Source organism: Cypionkella psychrotolerans (assembly GCF_001294535.1).
GTDB classification, from domain to species: domain Bacteria; phylum Pseudomonadota; class Alphaproteobacteria; order Rhodobacterales; family Rhodobacteraceae; genus Cypionkella; species Cypionkella psychrotolerans.
Window position 1 is genome coordinate 197,188 of sequence record NZ_LGIC01000090.1, and the last position, 16,859, is coordinate 214,046.

Sequence of the window (16,859 nt, forward strand, 5' to 3'; positions counted from 1 at the left end):
AGCAAAAAGGCCCAACCATACGGCTGGGCCTTTCCGGTAGGGTGCGCTTCAGCACACCATTGATTAAACCACGAATTGCCCGCCGTTTGCCGAAATCGTCGAGCCGGTGATGAAACCTGCATCATCCGAGGCCAAAAACACCACGATCCGCGCGATTTCCTCGGGTTCACCCAAGCGGCCCACTGGAATTTGCGGAATGATCCGCTCTTTCAGCACCTTTTCATCAATCGCCTTCACCATATCGGTGCCGATATAGCCGGGGCAGATCGCGTTCACGGTAATGCCCGCGCGTGCGCCTTCCGCCGCCAAGGCCTTGGTAAAGCCGAGATCGCCGGATTTCGCCGCCGAGTAGTTCACCTGCCCCGCCTGCCCCTTTTGCCCGTTGATCGACGAAATGCTGATCACCCGGCCAAACTTACGATCCCGCATCCCGGTCCACAGCGGATGCGTCATGTTGAACAGCCCCGTCAGGTTGGTGTCGATGACTTCTTTCCACTGGCCGGGGGTCATCTTGTGGAACATCGCATCGCGGGTGATGCCCGCATTGTTGACCAGCACGTCGACCGGGCCCAGATCTGCCTCGACCTTCGCGATGCCCGCCACGCAAGCGTCATACTCCGCGACCGACCATTTATAGGTGGGAATCCCGGTTTCCTTAGTGAACGCCGCCGCCGCTTCGTCGTTGCCCGCGTAATTCGCCGCAACTGTATAGCCCGCCGCCTTCAACGCCACCGCAATCGCCGCACCAATGCCGCGCGAACCACCTGTGACCAATGCTACCTTTGCCATGTTTTCCTCCTCCAAGGCTATGCGTTTGAAATCATGTTACCGATATGAAGAAACGGGCGCAATATTATTGCGCCCGTTTGCTGATTTTTATTCCAATATATCGCCCACTTAGGCGCGTTCGATGCACATCGCCACGCCCATTCCACCGCCGATGCACAGGGTCGCAAGGCCCTTTTTCGCGCCCGAACGGCCCATCTCATGGATCAGCGTGTTCAAAATCCGCGCGCCCGAGGCCCCGATCGGGTGGCCAATCGCAATCGCGCCGCCGTTGACGTTGACCTTGCTGGTGTCCCAGCCCATGTCTTTGTTCACAGCACAAGCTTGGGCGGCGAACGCCTCATTCGCCTCAATCAGATCCAGATCGGCGGCCTTCCAACCGGCTTTCTCCAGCGCTTTGCGGCTGGCGAAAATCGGGCCGACGCCCATGATCGACGGGTCCAAACCAGCGGTCGCATAGGACGCAATCCGCGCGAGGGGTTTCAGCCCGCGCTTGTTGGCATCGGCTTCCGACATCAGCAGCACGGCTGCCGCACCATCATTCAGACCCGAGGCATTCGCCGCCGTCACCGAACCGTCCTTGGTGAAAGCCGGGCGCAGTTTTTGCATTGATTCGAGGGTCGCGCCGTGGCGGATATATTCGTCCTGATCGACCACCACATCGCCCTTGCGGGTCTTGATGGTGAAGGCAATGATCTCGTCCTTGAACTTGCCAGCTTTCTGCGCGGCTTCGGCCTTGTTCTGCGACGCCAAAGCAAATTCGTCCTGCATTTCGCGGCTGATCTGCCACTGGTTGGCGACGTTTTCCGCCGTCATGCCCATGTGATAGCCGTTGAACGCATCCCACAGCCCGTCACGGATCATGCTGTCGATGAAATTCATATCGCCCATTTTTTGCCCGGCGCGCAGATGCGCCACATGCGGGCTCAGCGACATGCTTTCCTGACCACCGGCGACAATGATATTCGCATCGCCGAGTTGCACATGCATCGCACCCAAAGCCACCGCGCGCAGGCCCGAGCCGCAAACTTGGTTCAGCGACCAAGCCGAAGCCTCTTTCGCCAAACCAGCACGGATATGCGCTTGGCGGGCCGGGTTTTGGCCTTGGCCTGCGGTCAGCACTTGGCCCAGAATGGTTTCGGCCACTTCGGCCTTGTCGATACCGGCGCGGGCCACAACGGCCTCAATCACCGCAGCGCCCAGCTCGTGTGCCGGGGTGGCCGCGAAGGCTCCGTTAAAGCTGCCAACGGCGGTGCGTGCCGCCGAAACGATTACCACATTGGTCATAACTTGCGCCCTCTCCCAGAAAATATCCGGCAAAGCCCTGCTTCGCCGACCTGAACAATGCCCTAGGTTGACAGGCGCTGAAAAGCAAGTTTTCTGCATAGCCAGATTGACGCAGGGTCAATCCAGCCGGTTTCAGGCCGTTTTCCGCGCGGCATTGCGATCAAATGCGGGTTTCAGCGTAGCGGCACCGAACAAATAGCCCTGCATACAATCCACCCCCATGCTTTGCAGCATCTGCGCCTCGGCTGTGGTTTCCACCGATTGCGCGACGGTAAACATCTGAAAGTGCTTGCCAATCGACAAAAGCGCCGCCGTCAGCACTTGGTTGTCGGCGTCCTGATGGATGTTGCGTATGAACTGGCCATCCAGTTTCAAGATATCAAAGTAGAAATCCTTGAAATAGCGGATCGCCATATTGCCCGAACCGAAATTGTCCAATGCAAAGGCCACCCCCGCGCCTTTCAGATCATCCATGAAGGCCACCACCAGCTCGGGCACCTGCATCGCCGAGCTTTCAGTGATTTCGAGAATCAGCCGCTCTCCAATCGTGGGGCCGACGGAAAGCCCCCGCCGCAGCAGTTGTATCCAGCGCGCATAGCCAATCGAGCGTGCCGACATGTTGATCGACAGCCGCAGAGCGGGCACCCGCGCCAGTGCCGCCAAACCAATTTGCAGCGCGGCACAGTCGATTTCACGGCCGATTTCATGGCTTTCGACCGCGTCCATAAAGTCTTTCGCCGGAATCACCCGTCCGGTGGGGTCAAGTACCCGGATCAGCCCTTCCTGAAACGCCACGCGGGCAGCGTCCCGGGCCAGCACCACGGGTTGATAGGCCAAGCGCAAGCGTTTGCTATCAATGGCTTGCCGCACCATCGCCAGGGTTTCCCGATCCCCCGCCGAGATCGCCACGCCCAAAGGGCTTGCCACGCCCGCCTGTGCATCCAGCCGGAGCTTTGGTTTTGGCATGATCATCGCAATGCTCCCTCACAGCAGACCGTTGGCACAGCGGACAGCAGGCCCCACCAATGGACAGAATGGCGACACAACGGTAAAAGCCGCCTTAAGTATTCGGATTTTAGGCCAATTTTAATGATTATGAGGGCGAGATGAGTGATGAGACCCAACGCTGCGGCTGGTGTGGCAGCGATCCCCTATATGTCGCCTACCATGATGACGAATGGGGCCGCCCCGAGCGTGATCCGCGCGCGCTGTTTGAATGTCTGATCCTTGAGGGCTTTCAGGCGGGCCTGTCTTGGATCACCATTCTGCGGCGGCGTGAGACGTTTCGCGCGGCGTTTGCTGGGTTTGATCCTGCGGTGCTGGCGACTTGGGGTGAGGCGGACACCCTGCGTTTGTTGGCTGATCCGGGCATCATCCGGCATCGCGGCAAGATCGAGGCCACCTTTGCGGGTGCGCGCGCATATCTCGCGATTGAGGCGCGCGAGGGGTTTGCGAACTTCATATGGAAGCATGTCGGCGGCCATCCGGTGGATCGGCAACTTGGCAGTCTGACCCAAGCCGTCGCGCAAACGGCGGCTTCGGTGGCGCTGTCAAAAGCCCTGAAGGCCGAGGGCTTCAAGTTTGTCGGCCCGACCATCAGCTATGCCTTCATGCAGGCGGTTGGCATGGTGAACGACCATCTGGTGACCTGTCCTTGGCACGGCAAAATGACGGCTTGAGGCTGATACACTGCCGTCACAGAATCGACTCAACCCTCAACCATAGTCAGCCTTGGGGCTATTTTCCCCGTCTGTCCCACCCTTAGGCTGGCATTTTGCAGCCAAGCCCTCGGACCAGTCCCCCGGTCCGAGGGCTTTTTTCATGGCGGAAACGGCGAAAGCCTGCGCATCAGCCCAATAACGCGGGCAGGCTTCCGCTTGGACAGACGCGCACCCTTCCCGCAGACTGTGCCACATGATTAAGCTTGCGGCAAAACAGCAGGAGATCAGCATGGCCTTTGGCAAATCCATCCGCACCTTTTGGGACGGGCGCTGGCATGACGGCGATATGGCGGTGATGAAGGCGGCGGATCATGGCATCTGGCAGGGCACCTCGGTGTTCGACGGCGCGCGCTATTTCGACGGCATGTGCCCGGATCTGGATCTACACTGCGCGCGGGTGAATAGGTCAGCCGAGGCCCTGATGATCACGCCGACCTGCGCGCCAGAGGATATGGCGGCGATCATCCGCGAAGGCTTGCAAAGCTTTGGGCCGGGGCAAGCGGTGTATATCCGGCCAATGTATTGGGCGCTGCATGGCTCGGAACTCGGGATCGTGCCGCTGGCGGGGGCGACGGGGTTTGCGATCTCGTTGGAAGAAGTCGCGATGCCGGACCGGGATTTTGCCACCACGGTGACGCGGACACGGTTCCGCCGCCCGGTGTTGGAGGATGCGGTTTGCAATGCCAAGGCGGGGTGTCTTTATCCGAATAATGCCCGGATGCTGGTTGAGGCGCAAGCCAAGGGCTTTGGCAACGCACTGATCGCAGACGCTTTGGGCAATTTGGCGGAAAGTGCTACGGCGAATGTGTTTTTGGTGAAGGATGGCGTGGTGTTTACGCCTATTCCAAACGGCACGTTTCTGGCCGGGATCACCCGGGCGCGGCATATTTCCAACCTGCGCGCCGATGGGGTGGAGGTGCGCGAGACCGTGCTGACATTTGAGGATGCCCACGGCGCGGATGAGATTTTTCTGTCGGGAAATTTTGCCAAGGTGACGGCGGTGAAGGCGTTTGACGACACCGAATATAAAGACCGCCCGATGACGGCGCGGGCCCGCAAGCTGTATTGGGATTGGGCGGCAACCCAGCGCTAGGCCCCGCTTGCCTTCCCTTGGCCTCGGTTGCATGATCGCGGCGTCATGGGGAGACGAATATGCGGAAGTTTCTTGTCGTGCTGGATGACAGCCGGGAATGTCTGAACGCGATGCGATTTGCGGCGCTTAGGGCGGCGCATACGGGCGGGGGGGTGCAGGTTTTGTCGATCATCCCGCCCGAGGAGTTCCAGCATTGGATGGGGGTCGCTGACCTGATGCGGGCAGAGGCGCGCGAGCGGATCGAGGCGCATTTCGAGGTGTTCGCGCAATGGATGCGCGACAAGCAGGGGGTGAACCCTGAACTGATCATCCGCGAGGGCGATCCGGTCGCGGAGATTCTGGCGCAGGTTAAAGAGGATCCGGCTGTGGGGATTCTGGTGCTGGGCGCGGGCACCGAGAAATCCGGGCCGGGGCCGTTGGTGACGGCGATGACGCGGTCTTCGGGCAGCTTGCCGATCCCGATCACAATCGTTCCGGGGGATATGAGCAAGGAACGGTTGGAGAGCATTACTTAGGGTGGTCCCAACTCGGGACCATTGATTTTATTGGGGTATTTTGAATGGTGTGGGGTATGGTTAATGGCGGTTAACCATATTGACCAAATCCTCGCCCAACTTTGACCGTATATTTGGGCGACTTTGATGTCAGTTTGAAGATCAAGGGGTGAGGAATTTGCAGTTGCGTGTCATTGTGTTGCTTTGCCTTTTGATGCTGACTTTTGGCCTGCGCAATGCTGACGCGCAGGTGTTAAATCAGACAGAATTCGATGCCCGCCTGCTCAGCTTTCAGGAAAAGCGCATCGTGCAAGCGGCGCTGGCGTTTTCTGGGGATTACAACGGGTTGTTAGATGGGGCTTGGGGTAAGGCGAGTCAAAGATCGCTAGAACGTTACACATTGCGGCATCTGAACACAGTCAAACCTGCTTTCGCCGATTTGCATGACCTGTTGCAGGCGTTTGAGGTAGAGCGCCGAGTTAATGGTTGGCGGATCGTTTACACAGAAAGCTCTGGCATATCTTCCGCCTTTCCTGACAGGTTGTTGTCGCCCGATGCTGCGCATGAATCCGCATATACCAGTGCGTGGATTTCTGCGGACGGACGCTTTAGCCTTGTGCTTGCCTATGGCGCGCTGAATGAAGCCCTGACCTATCACGACTACGCCTATAGCCATGCGCGTGCAGGAACCCAGCCCTATCAAAGCATTAAACCGGGGCGCATTGTCACCTCTAGCGATTTGTCGAACGGAATCTTCGACTATGTGCGGTCAGACGACATCGGCGCGATCTACATGACATTTTCGATTTTGGCGGGCGCAGAACACGCCGGACGGGTGGCGCTGATGAGCGGAAGTATCCAGCGCGGGCGCAGCACTGATTTGACATTGCCATCAGATGGCGTGCTGGCGGCTGTGTTGCGCCCTGCTCCCACGCCCAGCATCGCGAAGGCACCGTCTATAGCAGAGCAGCCTTTTGCCGCAGCATCGTCACCCAGCCCGGCCCTAAGTGAAGCCGAGCCAAATGAGTCAGCGCCAGCCGGAACACCCACGGGCTCTGGCACCGGGTTTTACATCAACAACACTGATCTGGTGACGGCGGCGCATGTGGTTGCGGGCTGCGCAGCGCTAAAACTGGCAGATGGCAGTGTCTTGCAGGTGTTGGCAGAGGATGACGCGTTGGACCTTGCGGCGCTGACCAGCACGCGGCGGTCGGCGGTTTGGCTTGGCGTCGGCGCAAGTGTTACGCCAAAGCTGGGCGAGACGGTGATGGCGCTGGGCTATCCGTATCTGGGCAATCTTGGCCAAGGCCTGACCGCAACCAATGGCAATATCAGCGCGCTGCAAGGCATTGATGGCAGCAAAGACCGCATTATGATTTCGGCCCCGGTGCAGCCGGGCAATTCGGGTGGGCCATTGATAAATTCCGCAGGTGGCGTGGTCGGCGTGGTAGTGTCGCGCGTCAATGATATGAAAATCTTGGAGTCAACCGGAACGCTGCCGCAGAATATGAACTTCGCGGTGTCGGTACAGCCGTTGAACGGGTTTCTTAGCGGCGCCGGAGTGATGTTTCCGCGCAGCAATACCCAGCCGATTGATCTTGGCGCAGGCATCCCCGATCAGATCACGGCGGCGGTGGTGCCGATTTATTGCTATCAGTAGCGGCGGGCGGCTTGGCGGGTGAGGCTATCTGTCTCAGCCTGTGTATCCTGCAATGGAGGTATGGTGTTTTCAAAGCGAGGTTCCCTCCATGCAGCTTCCCGCCCATGCGCAACTGATCGGCCCTCGGGCAACGTTGGTTTATCTGGATAGCCAGAACGTCACCCTGCCCGCGCCGATCACGGCGCTTGAGGCTTGGCGGTTGGCGATGGCGAAGCCTCTGCCGGGGATGCGGTTGGCATTCTGGCTGCGGGATGCGATCTCGGCGCGGTTTGGGGTCGCGCGGATTGGCGGGTTTTCCGGGGCTGTGGTGGGTGCGCCCCAGGTGGGCGACCATCTCGATTTCTTTCTGATCGAGCATATCGATGATCAGGTGTTGTCGCTGACCGCGCGGGATCGGCATTTGGATGTGATGACTTGTGTGACGGTGGAGGGGACGCAACTGGCGATCACCGCTTCGGTGGTCACGCATAACTGGTTTGGGCGGCTATATATGATTCCTGTCGCCCCTGCACATCGGTTGATCGTTTGGGCGATGTTGCGGCGGTTGCGGCAAGCGTGACAGCTCTGCGCTGACTGCATTTCGCAGTTGCAGCATTGTGCCCTTTGCAGTTGCAGCATTTTGCCCTATATTCGATGCGGGAGGACAAAAGGAGCACGCTATGAGCCGCAATCTGTCTGTCCCCGCTTTTGCATCCAGTTTGGTCATCCAGCCGATCGCCGCTATCCGCGCCGCACAGGAGGCTGATGCTTATTTCAAAGCCACTCCGCTGCCCCGCCCGACAGCCGCACCAAGCCTCAGCCCGCTTGAGGCAATGTATGCGTATTATTCGGATTGAGCCTGCTTATTCGGGATAGGCCTGCGCGCGACACCCGGTCGCAGCACGGAGCCCGCCGGGTTTGATTCATGTCAACGTCCGGCGGGGCTTCGGGGCAGAAAGTGATGCCGCACCCTAATTTGCGGAAATGAACATGAAAATCACCCTTCTCGCCGTTCTTGCCACCGCTGCCTTGGCAGCCCCTGCTGCGGCGCAATCTGCGGGCGATATGACGCTTGGCCTTGGTGTCGCGCTTGTCTCGCCGAAAAGCGATAACGGCGCTCTGGCAGGTGCGGCGGCTACCGTGAACGACAGCGCCCAGCCCTCGATCACCTTCGAGTATTTCCTGCGCGACAATCTGGGGATTGAGGTTCTGGGCGCACTGCCCTTCAAGCACTCGATCTACCTGAACGGCGGTTTTGCGGGCGAGACCAAGCAACAGCCGCCGACGATCTCGCTGAACTACCACATCCCGACCGGCAGCAAGTTCACGCCGTTTGTCGGGCTTGGGGTGAATTACACCAAGTTCTTTGACACCAGCTCGCCCTTGGGGGATCTGAAGATCGACGACAGCTTTGGCGTGGCGGCGCATCTGGGCGCGGATTATGCGCTGAGCGACAAGGCGGCGCTGCGGTTTGATCTGCGCTATGCCAAGATCGAAAGCGACGTGAGCTTGAATGGCGCGGGGATCGGCAAGGTGGAGATTGATCCGCTGGTGACGGGGATTTCCTATATCATCAAGTTCTGATTGAGCTCTGGGGTGCAAAACGCCTGATTTGCGCCCCAATTCCAGCAAAGTTCGGTGGCCCTTTGCGACAGTAGTTGTGTCGGGGGTGATATGTCGAAGCTGGTAAGATGGACTGCGGCGGGCCTCGCCGTTTTGGCTCTTTGCTGGTGGGCCTATTATCCGCAGGCGAAAGCGGCTCCCTTGTTGGCATACGGCGGTGGCACGTCCATCCTGAATATCACCCCGCTGCCCGAGGATCTGAGGCCAAGCCAAGAGGCTGTCAGAGTCAGCTATCAATCTTTTCTCAACCAACGCTTTTTTGCCGCCTTCGCGATTGGCTCCGAAGGCCGCTATGGCTGGGTTGGCGGTCGTCACAGTCGCGAAATCGCGCATTTCGGGGCACTTGAGCGCTGTGGGACGGGGTGTGTGATCTTTCTGGAAAACCTGCCCAATCACTACCAACCCGATCTGGCTGGACGCAGCGTTGCGCAAAAAGTGGTGGACAAGTTGGATTTGACGCCAGAAGCCGCTGTCCAACCGCGATATTATGCCTTGGCCGCGAATGGCGCCTGGGCGATAGAAGGACAGCAGGACGAAGGCCGTTTAGCGACGTGGAGTGTGGTGCAACGCTGTAATAATTTTGCGTATCCCGATCGGCTGATCCCTGTTCTGGTCAACGGTTGTGCTTTGTTTTATGGCTCGATTTCGGTCGCTCCTGAGAAAAGCAGCACTGACTGAACGGGATATCTAGAATCATTCCAATCCTTGACTTTCCCGGATGAAGCGCGCATATCCGAGTGGAATAGTCGGAGAAAAGATCATGTTCATCCAGACCGAATCCACCCCGAACCCGGCGACGCTGAAGTTCCTGCCGGGGCAAGCTGTGCTGGAGATGGGCACCGCTGATTTCCCGAGCCTTGAGGCTGGGCAAAAGTCGCCGCTGGCGAAGCGGATTTTTGCGACCGGGCAAGTCACCGGCGTGTTCTTTGGCACCGATTTCATCACCGTGACCAAAGCCGAAGCCGCCGATTGGCAGCATATCAAGCCCGCGATTTTGGGCGCGATCATGGAGCATTTCCAATCCGGTGCGGCGGTGATGGAAGGCGAAAGCCAAGCGGCACATGCCAGCCATGACGGGCCAGATGGCGATATCGTCAAGCAAATCAAAGAGTTGCTGGACACCCGCGTACGGCCCGCGGTGGCACAGGATGGCGGCGACATCACCTTCCACGGTTTTGATCGCGGCGTGGTCTATCTGCATATGAAGGGCGCTTGCGCGGGCTGCCCGTCTTCGACCCTGACGCTGAAGATGGGGATCGAGAACCTGCTGCGGCATTACATCCCGGAAGTGCTTGAGGTGCGTCCGGTTGCGGCCTGATCTGATTTTGGCATTCGACACATCGGCGGCGCATTGCGCCGCCGCTTTGTTATTGGGCAGCCAAAATGATGGGCGGGTCTGGTTGAAAACCGAGGCGATGGAGAAGGGGCAGGCTGAACGGCTGATGCCTTTGATCTCGGACTTACTGGCTGAGGCTGGGGTGGTTTTGGCCGATGTTACCGCGATTGGCGTTGGCACCGGGCCGGGGAACTTTACCGGCGTGCGGATTGCGGTGGCGGCGGCACGGGGGCTGGCTTTGGGCTTGGGCGTGCCAGCGATTGGGGTGACTCGGTTGGAGGCTTTGGCTTACGCCCTGCCGCGCCCGGTGACGGTGATCGAGGATGCGCGGCGCGGTGAGGCCTATGTGCAGCGGTTTGAGATTGACGGGCCGGGGGTGGCGCGGATTGTGGCGGCTGAGGCTTTGGGCGCGGTTGAGGGGGCGGTGGCGGGCCAAGATGGTTTACACAGCCTGCCGATTGCCGAGGCGATTGCGCGGATTGCTTTGGGTCGGTTGGGGACAGTGCAGCCCCGGCCCGCCCCGTTCTATCTGCGCGGCGCAGATGCGGCACCGCCCTCTGATCCGCCTCCGGTTATTCTTGATCTGGCAGCATCGTGACGCCAGATCAGATGACCTTTGACGAGATGGCGGCAATCCATGCGGCGTGTTTCACCACGCCAAAGCCTTGGTCGGCGGCAGAGATTGCCCGCACTTTGGACAGTGCCTTCGTGTTTGTGCTGACGGAACCAAGCGGCTTTCTGATTGGCCGGGTGGTGGCGGGAGAGGCCGAATTGATCACGCTTGCGGTAGACCCCAGCGCGCGCAAGCGGGGCACGGGGGGGCGCTTGGTGGATGGGTTTTTGGCCGAGGCCAAGGTGCGCGGGGCCGAATCAGTTTTCCTTGAAGTCGCGGCCAATAACCTGCCCGCGCAGAGCCTTTACGCCCGCAAAGGCTTTGAGCCGAAAGGCAAACGTCGCGGTTATTACCAAACCCCTACGGGTGCGCGGCTGGATGCATTGGTGCTGGCGCGGGCGATTTAGCGACCCGTTGCCGCCAAATTACTGACCAAATGGTATATTTTTCACCGTCGTCATGCGGTGGCGCTATCTGCTCACGCAAGCGTGCCACAGATTCCTGTTGACCCTCTCGCAAAGCGCTGTCCTAAATCCACCACGACCCGCCGGGACGATGGCCACACTGGCTGCGCCGAGATGGGAAAACAAAAACGCTAACAACACGTAAACCGGGAGAAAATTATGACCCTGATGAAACACCTGCTGGGTGCAGCAGCGACTTTGGCGCTGACGGGCGGTGCTGCGCTGGCTGAACCTGCGATCATCTTCGATCTGGGCGGCAAGTTTGACAAATCGTTCAACGAGGCGGCGTTCAACGGCGCTGAGAAATGGGCGAAAGAAACCGGCGGCACCTATAAAGAGCTGGAAATGCAGTCGGAAGCCCAGCGCGAGCAGGCTCTGCGGTCTTTGGCCGAAGATGGCGCGAACCCGATCATTATGACCGGCTTTGCCTTTGGCGACGTGCTGAACACCGTGGCCCCGGATTTCCCCGATACCAAGTTTGGCATCATCGACATGGTGGTGGACCAGCCGAACGTGAAATCGGTGGTGTTTACCGAGGATCAGGGTTCGTATCTGGTCGGCATGATGGCCGGTCTGGCGTCGAAAACCAACACCGTCGGCTTCATCGGCGGCATGGATATTCCGCTGATCCGCCGCTTTGGCTGCGGTTATGCGCAGGGCGTCAAGGCGGTGAAGCCGGATGCGACGGTTATTCTGAACATGACCGGGACGACTCCGGCGGCGTGGAATGACCCAGTGAAGGGCGCGGAGTTGGCGAAGGCGCAGATCTCGCAAAAGGCTGACGTGATCTATGCGGCGGCGGGCGGCACCGGCGTTGGGGTTCTGCAAACGGCGGCGGACGAGAAGATCTTGTCGATCGGCGTCGACAGCAACCAGAACTACATGCATCCGGGGCAAGTGCTGACCTCGATGATGAAGCGGGTCGATAACGCGGTCTATGAAGCGTTCAAAGAGGGCGAAAACCTGAAGCCCGGCATCAACGTGATGGACCTGAAAGCAGGCGGCGTCGACTACGCGATGGACGAGAACAACAAGGATCTGGTCACACCAGAGATGAAAGCGGCTGTCGATGCAGCGGCGGAAAAGATCAAATCGGGCGAGTTGGTGGTGCATGATTACATGTCCGACAACACCTGCCCGGCTGGGTCGTTCTGATGGGGGCTACGGCCAATGGGGGGCGGCAGGAAACTGCCGCCCCCTCCCCTTATGCCATTGAGTTGAAAGGCATATCCAAGGCCTTTGGCCCGGTGCAGGCGAACAAGGATATCAACATAGCGGTGCCACGAGGCACCATTCACGGTATCATTGGTGAGAATGGCGCGGGTAAATCGACGCTGATGTCGATCCTGTATGGGTTTTACCGCGCCGATGCCGGTGAGATTTATATCAACGGCAAGCTGACCCCGATCCCCGACAGCCAGAGCGCCATTCGCGCCGGTATCGGTATGGTGTTCCAGCATTTCAAGCTGGTGCAGAATTTCACGGTGCTGGAGAATGTGATCCTTGGGGCCGAGGATGGTCCGATGTTGAACACGTCTCTGGCGAAGGCGCGCAAGGTTCTTGGGGAATTGTCGCGCGAATATGAGATGGATGTGGACCCGGATGCTTTGATCGAAGACCTGTCGGTCGGACATCAGCAGCGGGTGGAGATTTTGAAGGCTTTGTATCGGCAGGCCGATATTCTGATTCTGGATGAGCCGACCGGAGTGTTGACCCCGGATGAGGCTGACCATTTGTTCCGTATTCTGAACGGGTTGAAGGAACAGGGCAAGACGATCATTCTGATCACCCACAAGCTGCGCGAGATCATGGAGGCGACGGATAACGTCTCGGTGATGCGGCGTGGGACGATGGTGGGGACGGTGAAGACTGCCGAGAGCAGCCCAGAGTCGCTGGCGGAGTTGATGGTGGGGCGGAAGGTTCTGCTGGAGGTCGAGAAGGTTAAGGCCACGCCGGGGGCGGTGGTGCTGACTGTCGAAAACCTGCGGGTGAAGGATGATGACGGGGTCGAACGGCTGAAAGGCGTCAGCTTTGAGATCCGCGCGGGTGAGATTTTGGGTATCGCGGGGGTGGCGGGCAATGGCCAGTCGGAACTGCTGGAGGCTTTGGGTGGCATTGCGCGGGCAACCGGGCGGATCACGCTGAAAGGGGTAGATTTGCCGCTGGTGGGGTTGGCCGCCAATGGGCAGACACGGCGCGAGGCGGGGATTGCGCATGTGCCGGAGGATCGCCAGCATCTTGGGCTGATCATGGATTTCTCGGCTTGGGAAAACGTGGCGTTTGGCTATCACAACGACCCGAAGTATCAGAAGAACGCGCTGTTCATGGATAATGATGCGTTGCGGGCGGATACCGAGGCGAAGATGGCGCGCTATGATGTGCGCCCGCCGATTGCGACCTTGGCTGCGAAGAATTTCTCGGGCGGCAATCAGCAAAAGATCGTGGTGGCGCGCGAGATGGAGCAGAACCCAGACCTTCTGCTGATCGGTCAACCCACGCGCGGGGTGGATATCGGCGCGATTGAGTTCATCCATAAGCAGATCATTGCGTTGCGCGATGCGGGCAAGGCTATTCTGCTGGTCTCGGTGGAACTGGATGAAATCATGAGCCTTTCCGACCGGATCGCCGTGATGTTTGACGGTCATATCATGGGCACGGCGGACCCAGAGACCACGAATGAGCGGGCGTTGGGGTTGTTGATGGCGGGCGTCGCTGGAGACCCGAAATGAGACTGCGTTTGAGCCTTGTGGTTTTGGCCCTGTCAGCCGCCGCTCCGGTCAGTGCGGAGGTCATCTTATCCTGTACCTTCCCCACGATTCCTTCTGTTGTGATGCGTTTTCCCGAGGGCTTGGAGAGCGGAAAACAGATGATCGTCGGGGAACGTCCTGCAGTGCCGCTGACCGAGGGTCAAGGGGCGGGCCGTCTCATCTCGGCGGAGGTCGACGGATATAAATTCAGGTTTGCGCCACAGAATTCGGTGATGGATGTTGAGAAAGATGACGCCCTTCTGATTTCCGAGGCGGGAGTCTGCGTGACCATCGGCGGCCCAGTGAATGAAGCATCGTTGAAGATCGAGAAGCCCCCTACATCTGAGGCAGCAATAGCCCCCTCCGAACCCGTACAAACCGCGGAAGATCGCGGCAACTGGCGTGTCAGCGAAGATAAATCCGCCTTTGATGATAGCCGGACTGTCGTGCTTTCGCTGAGTTCTGATCAGCCGATTGCGGGCCGCTTTGCTGCTGCCAGCCCTGCCGAGATTTATCTGCGCTGCCAAGAGAACAGCACATCACTTTATCTGGTGCTGAACGATCAATTTTTGTCGGATATTCAAGGCTTTGGATCGGTTGACTACCGGATCGACGAGCAAAAGGCGTCTGTCGCACGCATGACGGCTTCAACCGACAATCAAGCGCTTGGCCTTTGGGATGGGGGGAAGTCCATCCCGCTGATCAAGAAACTGATGATGGGCAAATCTGTGGTGTTTCGCGCGACACCCTTCAACGAAAGCCCGATAGAGTTTTCTTTCACGCTTGCAGGGCTGGAAAACGCAGTAAGACCATTGAAAGAGGCCTGTGTATGGTAAGCGGCACACGGGTAGCAGTAAGGGTCGGGATTGATTGCAGCAGGGATGGCCCAAAATGAGAAAACTACCGCAATGGGCCGATGTGGTGTTGGTGCCGCTGATCTCGCTTTTGCTGGCGGCATTGGTCGCGGCGCTTGTGCTTTTGGCGATTGGGCAAAGCCCGACGGCTGCGCTGGGGATCATGGTGGAGGGCGCGTTTGGCTCGGCCAATGGCTGGGGCTATACGCTGTATTACACCACCAGCTTCATCTTTACCGGGCTGTCGGTGATCGTGGCGTTTCATGCCGGGTTGTTCAACATCGGCGGTGAGGGGCAGGCGCAGCTGGGCGGGCTGGGCGTGGCGCTGGTGTGTCTGGCACTGCCTTGGCCGCATTGGACCCTTGCGCTGCTAGCAGCGACCTTGGCGGCGGCGGTTTTTGGCGCGGCTTGGGCGGCGATCCCGGCGTATTTGCAGGCGAAACGTGGTTCTCATATCGTGATTACCACGATCATGTTCAATTATATCGCAAGCGCTTTGATCGTCTACATGCTGGTTGATGTGCTGCGGCCTGCGGGGCAGATGGACCCTGCCTCGGCGCGGTTCCCTGTGGGCGCGAAGCTGCCTGCGCTGAGCGACATGCCGTTTTTGCGCGAGTTTTTCGCGCGGCTGAACCCCGATGGCACGCCAAGGCTGACCAAGGCCGGGGTGGCGATGTATTCCAACGTGCCTGCGAATGTGACGCTGTTCATTGCGCTGGCGGCCTGCGTGGTGGTGTGGTTGCTGCTGTGGCGCACGCGGCTGGGCTATCAGATTAGGGCGTTTGGCAAATCGGAAGCGGCGTCGAAATACGCCGGGATCAATCCGGTGAAGATCACCATGATTGCGATGCTGATTTCGGGCGGTTTGGCCGGGATGATGGCGATCAACAACGTGATGGGGTCGGCGGAGCGGTTGTTGCAGAACTCGGCAGAGGGCGCGGGCTTTATTGGCATCGCGGTGGCTTTGATGGGGCGCAACCATCCGCTGGGGGTGTTGCTCGCGGCGCTGCTGTTCGGGTTTTTGTATCAGGGCGGGGCGGCTTTGGGGCTGAATACCACGATTCCGATTGAGATGCGGATCGTGGTGCAGGGGCTGGTGATCCTGTTCACCGGGGCGCTGGATCAGATGGTGCGGATGCTGCTGGTTTGGCTGTTCAGCTTTGGGCGAAAGGCGGCGGTCTGATGGACTATGAAACGCTGATGCAGATTTTAGGCTCCACGGTGCGGTTGGGCACGCCGTTGCTGTTGGCTTGTTTGGCGGGGTTGTTTTCCGAGCGCGCCGGAATTTTCGACATCGGGCTGGAAGGCAAGATGTTGGCGGCGGCGATGGCGGCGGGATCGGTCGCGGCGATGTCGGGCTCGGCTTGGGTGGGGCTGTTGGCCGGGATTGGGGCGTCGCTGATTTTCGCGATGCTGCATGGGGTGGCCTCGATTACGTTTCGCGGCAATCAGTTGATCTCGGGCGTGGCGCTGAATTTCCTGTCGTCGGGGATCACGGTGCTGGTGGCGCAGGCGTTGTTTGGTCAGGGAGGGCGGACGCCACCTTTGGCGGGCGATGCGCGGTTCAACCCGATCACTTTGCCCTTCGCGGAAAGCCTGAAGGATGTGCCGCTGATTGGGCCGCTGTATTATGAGGTGATCTCGGGCCATTCGATCCTGGTCTATGCGGCGATGGCTTTCGTGCCGCTTTCTTGGTGGGTGCTGTACCGGACGCGGTTTGGTCTGCGGCTGCGCGCGGTGGGCGAAAACCCGGCGGCGGTGGATACGGCGGGGGTTTCGGTGGTGGGTCTGCGCTATGCGGCGCTGGCGATCACCGGGGTTTTATGTGGCATTGCCGGGGCTTACATGGCCACCGCTCTGCAAGCGGGCTTTGGCCGGGAGATGACGGCGGGGCGCGGCTATATTGCGCTGGCGGCACTGATCTTCGCGAAATGGCGGCCTTGGCAGGCACTGGGCGCGACGATGCTGTTTGGGTTTTTCCAAGCTTTGGCGCTGCGGCCCGATGTGGTCGAACGGGTGGCGCAGTTCAAAGTCCCGGTCTCGATGCTGGATGCTTTGCCCTATATCCTGACCGTGCTGGTGCTGGCGGGCTTTGTCGGCAAAGCCATCCCGCCGCGTGCGGGCGGCGAGCCCTATGTGAAAGAGCGCTGAGGGGGTCCGGGGGATGTGAAATCCCCCGGCGTTTAGCAAAGAGGACAGCCG

Annotated in this window: 19 protein-coding genes; 16 read left to right on the plus strand and 3 right to left on the minus strand. The window is 59.4% G+C overall.

The features are described from left to right. Positions 1-63 precede the first annotated feature (63 nt). From phbB to AKV04_RS24400, 3 genes are all read right to left on the minus strand, one after another. The gene (phbB, locus tag AKV04_RS24390) at positions 64-789 is read right to left on the minus strand and encodes an acetoacetyl-CoA reductase (protein WP_054008992.1); all 726 of its coding nucleotides are present in this window, start codon (positions 787-789) and stop codon (positions 64-66) included. Between the two features lie 108 nt (positions 790-897). Further along, a complete protein-coding gene (locus AKV04_RS24395; protein WP_054008993.1) occupies positions 898-2,073 on the minus strand; it encodes an acetyl-CoA C-acetyltransferase in 1,176 nt (391 codons plus the stop codon). Between the two features lie 132 nt (positions 2,074-2,205). After that, positions 2,206-3,045, minus strand: coding sequence for an EAL domain-containing protein (locus AKV04_RS24400; protein WP_156317826.1), 840 nt, complete (start codon positions 3,043-3,045; stop codon positions 2,206-2,208). A 134-nt stretch (positions 3,046-3,179) separates the two neighbouring features. Between AKV04_RS24400 and AKV04_RS24405 the strand changes: the two genes are divergently transcribed. From AKV04_RS24405 to AKV04_RS24480, 16 genes are all read left to right on the plus strand, one after another. Next, entirely contained in the window at positions 3,180-3,752 is a 573-nt protein-coding gene (locus tag AKV04_RS24405) for a DNA-3-methyladenine glycosylase I (protein ID WP_054008994.1), read from the plus strand. A 271-nt stretch (positions 3,753-4,023) separates the two neighbouring features. Next, a complete protein-coding gene (locus tag AKV04_RS24415) occupies positions 4,024-4,887 on the plus strand; it encodes a branched-chain amino acid aminotransferase (protein WP_054008996.1) in 864 nt (287 codons plus the stop codon). Positions 4,888-4,946: 59 nt separating this feature from the next. Beyond that, positions 4,947-5,402: a universal stress protein gene (locus AKV04_RS24420; protein ID WP_054008997.1), complete on the plus strand. Its 456-nt coding sequence runs from the start codon at positions 4,947-4,949 to the stop codon at positions 5,400-5,402. A 163-nt stretch (positions 5,403-5,565) separates the two neighbouring features. Further along, the gene (locus AKV04_RS24425; RefSeq protein WP_156317828.1) at positions 5,566-7,041 is read left to right on the plus strand and encodes a S1 family peptidase; all 1,476 of its coding nucleotides are present in this window, start codon (positions 5,566-5,568) and stop codon (positions 7,039-7,041) included. Between the two features lie 88 nt (positions 7,042-7,129). Continuing rightward, complete coding sequence (locus tag AKV04_RS24430) at positions 7,130-7,600, plus strand: DUF2867 domain-containing protein (protein ID WP_054008999.1); 471 nt, start codon at positions 7,130-7,132, stop codon at positions 7,598-7,600. A 100-nt stretch (positions 7,601-7,700) separates the two neighbouring features. Then, complete coding sequence (locus AKV04_RS26435) at positions 7,701-7,877, plus strand: hypothetical protein (RefSeq protein ID WP_156317829.1); 177 nt, start codon at positions 7,701-7,703, stop codon at positions 7,875-7,877. Positions 7,878-8,004: 127 nt separating this feature from the next. Beyond that, a complete protein-coding gene (locus AKV04_RS24435; RefSeq protein ID WP_054009000.1) occupies positions 8,005-8,604 on the plus strand; it encodes an OmpW/AlkL family protein in 600 nt (199 codons plus the stop codon). Between the two features lie 90 nt (positions 8,605-8,694). Further along, positions 8,695-9,321, plus strand: coding sequence for a hypothetical protein (locus AKV04_RS24440; protein WP_054009001.1), 627 nt, complete (start codon positions 8,695-8,697; stop codon positions 9,319-9,321). 82 nt (positions 9,322-9,403) lie between these two features. Continuing rightward, entirely contained in the window at positions 9,404-9,961 is a 558-nt protein-coding gene (locus AKV04_RS24445; RefSeq protein WP_054009002.1) for a NifU family protein, read from the plus strand. Further along, positions 9,951-10,577: a tRNA (adenosine(37)-N6)-threonylcarbamoyltransferase complex dimerization subunit type 1 TsaB gene (gene tsaB / locus AKV04_RS24450; protein ID WP_082351839.1), complete on the plus strand. Its 627-nt coding sequence runs from the start codon at positions 9,951-9,953 to the stop codon at positions 10,575-10,577. Before AKV04_RS24445 ends, tsaB begins: the two co-directional genes overlap by 11 nt. Beyond that, positions 10,574-10,999, plus strand: a complete 426-nt coding sequence (locus tag AKV04_RS24455) for a GNAT family N-acetyltransferase (RefSeq protein ID WP_328287170.1) — start codon at positions 10,574-10,576, stop codon at positions 10,997-10,999. Before tsaB ends, AKV04_RS24455 begins: the two co-directional genes overlap by 4 nt. A 216-nt stretch (positions 11,000-11,215) precedes the next feature. Then, positions 11,216-12,211 (plus strand): BMP family lipoprotein, encoded by a 996-nt coding sequence (locus tag AKV04_RS24460; protein ID WP_054009004.1) that lies wholly within the window; start codon positions 11,216-11,218, stop codon positions 12,209-12,211. Beyond that, positions 12,211-13,785, plus strand: coding sequence for an ABC transporter ATP-binding protein (locus AKV04_RS24465; protein WP_054009005.1), 1,575 nt, complete (start codon positions 12,211-12,213; stop codon positions 13,783-13,785). Before AKV04_RS24460 ends, AKV04_RS24465 begins: the two co-directional genes overlap by 1 nt. Positions 13,786-13,802: 17 nt before the next feature. After that, positions 13,803-14,639, plus strand: a complete 837-nt coding sequence (locus tag AKV04_RS24470) for a type VI secretion system-associated protein TagO (protein WP_235815763.1) — start codon at positions 13,803-13,805, stop codon at positions 14,637-14,639. Positions 14,640-14,694: 55 nt separating this feature from the next. After that, positions 14,695-15,840: an ABC transporter permease gene (locus AKV04_RS24475; protein ID WP_054009007.1), complete on the plus strand. Its 1,146-nt coding sequence runs from the start codon at positions 14,695-14,697 to the stop codon at positions 15,838-15,840. Then, complete coding sequence (locus AKV04_RS24480; protein WP_054009008.1) at positions 15,840-16,808, plus strand: ABC transporter permease; 969 nt, start codon at positions 15,840-15,842, stop codon at positions 16,806-16,808. The genes AKV04_RS24475 and AKV04_RS24480 overlap by 1 nt, the downstream gene beginning before the upstream one ends. Positions 16,809-16,859 lie beyond the last annotated feature (51 nt).

Excerpts from the sequence above, each read along its gene's own strand:
- phbB (WP_054008992.1), bottom strand. The coding sequence starts at position 789 with ATGGCAAAGGTAGCATTGGTCACAGGTGGTTCGCGCGGCATTGGTGCG.
- AKV04_RS24395 (WP_054008993.1), bottom strand. The coding sequence starts at position 2,073 with ATGACCAATGTGGTAATCGTTTCGGCGGCACGCACCGCCGTTGGCAGC.
- AKV04_RS24400 (WP_156317826.1), bottom strand. The coding sequence starts at position 3,045 with ATGATCATGCCAAAACCAAAGCTCCGGCTGGATGCACAGGCGGGCGTG.
- AKV04_RS24405 (WP_054008994.1), top strand. The coding sequence starts at position 3,180 with ATGAGTGATGAGACCCAACGCTGCGGCTGGTGTGGCAGCGATCCCCTA.
- AKV04_RS24415 (WP_054008996.1), top strand. The coding sequence starts at position 4,024 with ATGGCCTTTGGCAAATCCATCCGCACCTTTTGGGACGGGCGCTGGCAT.
- AKV04_RS24420 (WP_054008997.1), top strand. The coding sequence starts at position 4,947 with ATGCGGAAGTTTCTTGTCGTGCTGGATGACAGCCGGGAATGTCTGAAC.
- AKV04_RS24430 (WP_054008999.1), top strand. The coding sequence starts at position 7,130 with ATGCAGCTTCCCGCCCATGCGCAACTGATCGGCCCTCGGGCAACGTTG.
- AKV04_RS26435 (WP_156317829.1), top strand. The coding sequence starts at position 7,701 with ATGAGCCGCAATCTGTCTGTCCCCGCTTTTGCATCCAGTTTGGTCATC.
- AKV04_RS24435 (WP_054009000.1), top strand. The coding sequence starts at position 8,005 with ATGAACATGAAAATCACCCTTCTCGCCGTTCTTGCCACCGCTGCCTTG.
- AKV04_RS24440 (WP_054009001.1), top strand. The coding sequence starts at position 8,695 with ATGTCGAAGCTGGTAAGATGGACTGCGGCGGGCCTCGCCGTTTTGGCT.
- AKV04_RS24445 (WP_054009002.1), top strand. The coding sequence starts at position 9,404 with ATGTTCATCCAGACCGAATCCACCCCGAACCCGGCGACGCTGAAGTTC.
- AKV04_RS24460 (WP_054009004.1), top strand. The coding sequence starts at position 11,216 with ATGACCCTGATGAAACACCTGCTGGGTGCAGCAGCGACTTTGGCGCTG.
- AKV04_RS24465 (WP_054009005.1), top strand. The coding sequence starts at position 12,211 with ATGGGGGCTACGGCCAATGGGGGGCGGCAGGAAACTGCCGCCCCCTCC.
- AKV04_RS24475 (WP_054009007.1), top strand. The coding sequence starts at position 14,695 with ATGAGAAAACTACCGCAATGGGCCGATGTGGTGTTGGTGCCGCTGATC.
- AKV04_RS24480 (WP_054009008.1), top strand. The coding sequence starts at position 15,840 with ATGGACTATGAAACGCTGATGCAGATTTTAGGCTCCACGGTGCGGTTG.